The following is a 4,117-nucleotide window of genomic DNA, read 5'->3' on the forward strand; positions in this document are numbered from 1 at the left end:
TTTTAAGACCCTGCCGTTTTTCTATTGCGGCTATAAAATTTGATGCATCTAGCAAGCTATCAATAGTGCCCGTATCTAACCAGGCAGAGCCACGCCCCATTAATTCGACTCGCAGATTATTCTGTTCTAAATAAAGATTATTTAAATCTGTTATTTCAAGCTCACCACGGGGTGACGGTTTAATTTTCTTAGCAAGTTCCACAACTTGATTGTCGTAAAAATACAAACCGGTAACGGCATAGTTTGACTTAGGTTTTGTTGGCTTCTCCTCAATTGACAGCGCATTCCAATTTTCATCAAACTCCACAACGCCATATCGCTCTGGATCGTTTACATGATAACCAAAGACTGTTGCACCTGAAGGTTGTGCAGCTGCATTCGCCAGTGAAACTTGTAAATCATGGCCATAATATAAATTATCGCCCAATACTAATGCGCAATGGTCGTCACCAATAAAGTCTTCGCCCAAAATGAACGCTTGAGCCAGCCCATCAGGTGACGGTTGCTCCATATATTCAAAAGATAAGCCCCATGCGTCACCTGAACCAAGCAATTGTTTAAGTCTAGGCAAGTCGTGAGGCGTAGAGATTATAAGAATATCCCTAATACCTGCTAACATTAGAGTTGAAATGGGGTAATAAATCATCGGTTTGTCGTATATAGGCATCAATTGTTTACTAATCACTGTAGTAAGCGGATGCAAACGTGTACCTGTACCACCTGCTAATACTATACCTTTCATTAATCACCTCATAAAAATTTATTAAATACTAAAATATTCCGAACTTTGCACTTTAATTTTCAAGTGGCGAGGTCTAATAATTTCAAATTAAAGATATTAACCTTATTCCACAGTACTAACAGACCCTCAATGGGTAATACTATCCGAGCCAACTTATGGGTGCAAAGATAATATCTTTGAAGATTTTTACTTATATCTGTCATATTTTGTAAAACTAACCGTAAATATGATCACTAAAAACAAAAAAAAGTAATGGCATATGCACTCACTTGTGTTGTTTCCTTAATGCTCTGTTAAACAATATCTGCAATTATATAACGCCTTAACTTAGCTGTCTACGGAAGATAGAAAACCTAAAAATTATCTTTAATAGGTAAATAAAAATCAGGTTAATGTTATCTCAATCGCGTCTAAATAACGTTGTATGTTTAGCTTTTCATCAAACTTATTTTCAGCCAATTTTCGACTTACTTTGCCCATTTCATTTCGTTCATGTACAGTTAAATTTATAAATTTTTCAATTGCTGCGACTAAACTATCAACTGATTCCGGTTCACACAAAAAGCCGTTACGACCTGCAATAACTGTTTCTCTACAACCAATATTATCAGTAGTAATAATTGGCTTACCAGCTCCTAGGCCCTCCAACAGCGACTTAGGTACGCCTTCTCTGTAAAAAGAAGGTAATACCATACAATCCACTTGTTTTATTTCTAATTCAACGTTGTCAGAGATACCTAGGTAGTTAATATAACCAGCAGAAACCCAATGTTCTAGATCACTCTTTATTATAGAATTAGGGTTATTTTCATCAAGGAAACCAAGTAGCCTGAATTCAACTTTACCACACATTTTCTCGGTTATAATTTTAGCTGCTGCTGCATATTCGTTTATGCCCTTTTGATTTAACAACCTGGCTACTAGCAAAAAACGTATAGTCTTATTATTTTCCCGTGGTGATAAGGTAAATCTTTCAAGATCTATACCGGAGCCATTTAATCTTTCGGTTATTTTTTCCGGGACTAAGCCCGCATGAACAAAATAACTGCGGTCCTCTTCATTCTGAAAAAACACTTTATTAGCTTTATGTTGGCTGAAACGATATAAGTGCTCTGCAATCTTAGATGTAAATGATTTATCAACAAACACCTTACCCAAACCTGCAATATTATTAATGCAAGGCACCTTAAGAAAGGTCGCTGAAATAGTACTGTAAATATTATTTTTTGGAGTGAAATTTAATACAACATTAGGTTTGATTTTTTTAAATAAGTTATAAAAATTCAAACAAGTAAAAAGATCATTTAGGGGATTAGTTCCAGATTGATCCATTTTTATATCGTGCCAATAACAGCCTAAATCTACTAATTTTTTTGTATATTCATCTCGTGGTGATACTGCAACTACAGAATACCCATTAGCAATTAACGCTAAAATTGTATTTTTACGAAAATTATATATATACCAACTTGTATTAGCTGAAATAACTACTTTAATCATTATTAATCTTGCTCATTATATTTCGTTATTTATTAGTTTAAACCACTAGTTAACTAAATTTCCTTTAGAAAATTATCAGATATTATACATAATGGTATTTAACTCGTTGAGTCAAACTACAGAGTAATTCATAAGATATGGTACCCGCATGAGCAGCCACAATATTGATAGATAGGTTTTCACCCCATAACTCTACTTTTTCAGTTATTTTAATATCGGCATCACCGATATCAATAGTAATCATATCCATAGAAATCCGACCTACAAGCGGGAAATATTGACCATCAATATATACAGGAGTACCACCCTTTGCATGTCTTGGATAACCATCACCATAACCAATAGCGACCACTGCAATTTTAGTTGGCCTGTCGGTCTTCCAAATAGGATTATAACCAACAGACTCAAATGTTCTTAATTCTTGTATCGCTATTACCTTACTGAACAAGGACATTACAGGCTTTAATTCATAATTATTAGACGTGCCCTTGTAAGAACAAAGAGGGTTCGCTCCATATAGTGCAATACCTGGTCGTACATAATCCATATGACTTTCCGGGTTATTAAAAATTGCTGCTGTATTAGCTGCTGAAAAGAACCCTTTATGATTTGAAACCGCAGACTTAAAACAGGAAATTTGTTCCGCCGTTTTAGCCGAGTCCGGTTCATCAGCACTAGAAAGATGTGTCATAAAATTGATTATAGGCTTCACTTGGGGACAGTTAGACAAAAAACTTAATACGCCTGCAATTTTATCAACCGAAAAGCCTAACCTGTGCATACCTGTATCAACTTTTAACCACACTGAAATTGGCTTTTTAAGCTCTATATTATTGAGCATTTCCAGTTGCCACTCATGATGAACAACTATCTCTAAATTATTCTCAGCTATTTGATAAAGTTCATCTTTTTCTAGGAAACCTTCAGTTAAGAAAATTCGCTGTTGTACACCTGAATTTCTTAATGCTAATGCTAATGCTTCATGCAAACGTGCCACACCAAAAAAATCTACATCATATAAAATCTCTGCAATCTCCAAAGAACCATGCCCATAAGCATTAGCTTTAGCTTTAGCTTTAGCTTTAACCATAGCAATGATTTTGCTACCAGCAGCTAATTTTTTTATGACCTTTAAATTATGCCGCAGGGCGCTTTTACTGATATAAGCATTAACTGTATACAAATTAATTACCGTCTAGCCTCTACGTTTTGGGATGATAAACTTTTCACCCAAAATAAAATCGAATTCATCAGGAGTAAAAACCGTATAACCGCTAGCATTATAAAATGTCAACTCACCAAATATTATTCTTTCTCTGATGTTATATAAATCAACTCGAACATGAGGAAAACCTTCAGATAATTTCTCTGCTATTTTGACCATTTCATTAAATTGTACAGGCTTGGGGATTATTCTGTTTATTTCTTTATATTCAGAGCGACTATAAGGTAATTGTACAAAATCAGGGGTGAAAAAACTGCATCTTCCATTTTTATGATCATCAACATAGTCAACCATAGTGTATAGATACTCTACCTTGCCATTGAAACAGAAAAATTTATAATCGGGGATATCGTTATTTTCATCTCTTTCTATTAAAGCTTCAACAATAAGCCTAGATGGAACATTATCGTATCCCCATTCACGCCCATAGTTAATTCTTTTTTTATTTAACCAACTACGTAAAGTAGATTTAAATGAATCCATATCAATAAGGCTTTTATCTTGTACAAATATGTTTTCGCCTGAACCATTAGTGTGCTTAATAGCAAATGATTTAGGTAATTCATCAAATTTAATATCTTCTATACGTTCATAAACACCATGCAGGGTATTCAATATGGAAGCTAACCCTTTTTTTTCTATGTATTGGC

General features: G+C 34.4%; 4 protein-coding genes. All 4 read right to left on the minus strand.

The features are described 5' to 3' along the window. A partial coding sequence (gene rfbA, locus ACJAT7_RS18220; RefSeq protein ID WP_415228218.1) for a glucose-1-phosphate thymidylyltransferase RfbA occupies nucleotides 1-742 on the minus strand: 742 nt, incomplete at its 3' end. Nucleotides 743-1,126: 384 nt separating this feature from the next. Next, nucleotides 1,127-2,242 (minus strand): glycosyltransferase family 4 protein, encoded by a 1,116-nt coding sequence (locus ACJAT7_RS18225; RefSeq protein ID WP_415228219.1) that lies wholly within the window; start codon nucleotides 2,240-2,242, stop codon nucleotides 1,127-1,129. 82 nt (nucleotides 2,243-2,324) lie between these two features. After that, nucleotides 2,325-3,425 (minus strand): alanine racemase, encoded by a 1,101-nt coding sequence (alr, locus tag ACJAT7_RS18230; protein ID WP_415228220.1) that lies wholly within the window; start codon nucleotides 3,423-3,425, stop codon nucleotides 2,325-2,327. 12 nt (nucleotides 3,426-3,437) lie between these two features. After that, the coding region (locus ACJAT7_RS18235) for an ATP-grasp fold amidoligase family protein (protein WP_415228221.1) at nucleotides 3,438-4,117 on the minus strand (680 nt) is incomplete at its 5' end.

Origin of the sequence: Psychromonas sp., assembly GCF_047632995.1 — a bacterium.
In the GTDB taxonomy this organism is placed as follows: Bacteria; Pseudomonadota; Gammaproteobacteria; order Enterobacterales; family Psychromonadaceae; genus Psychromonas.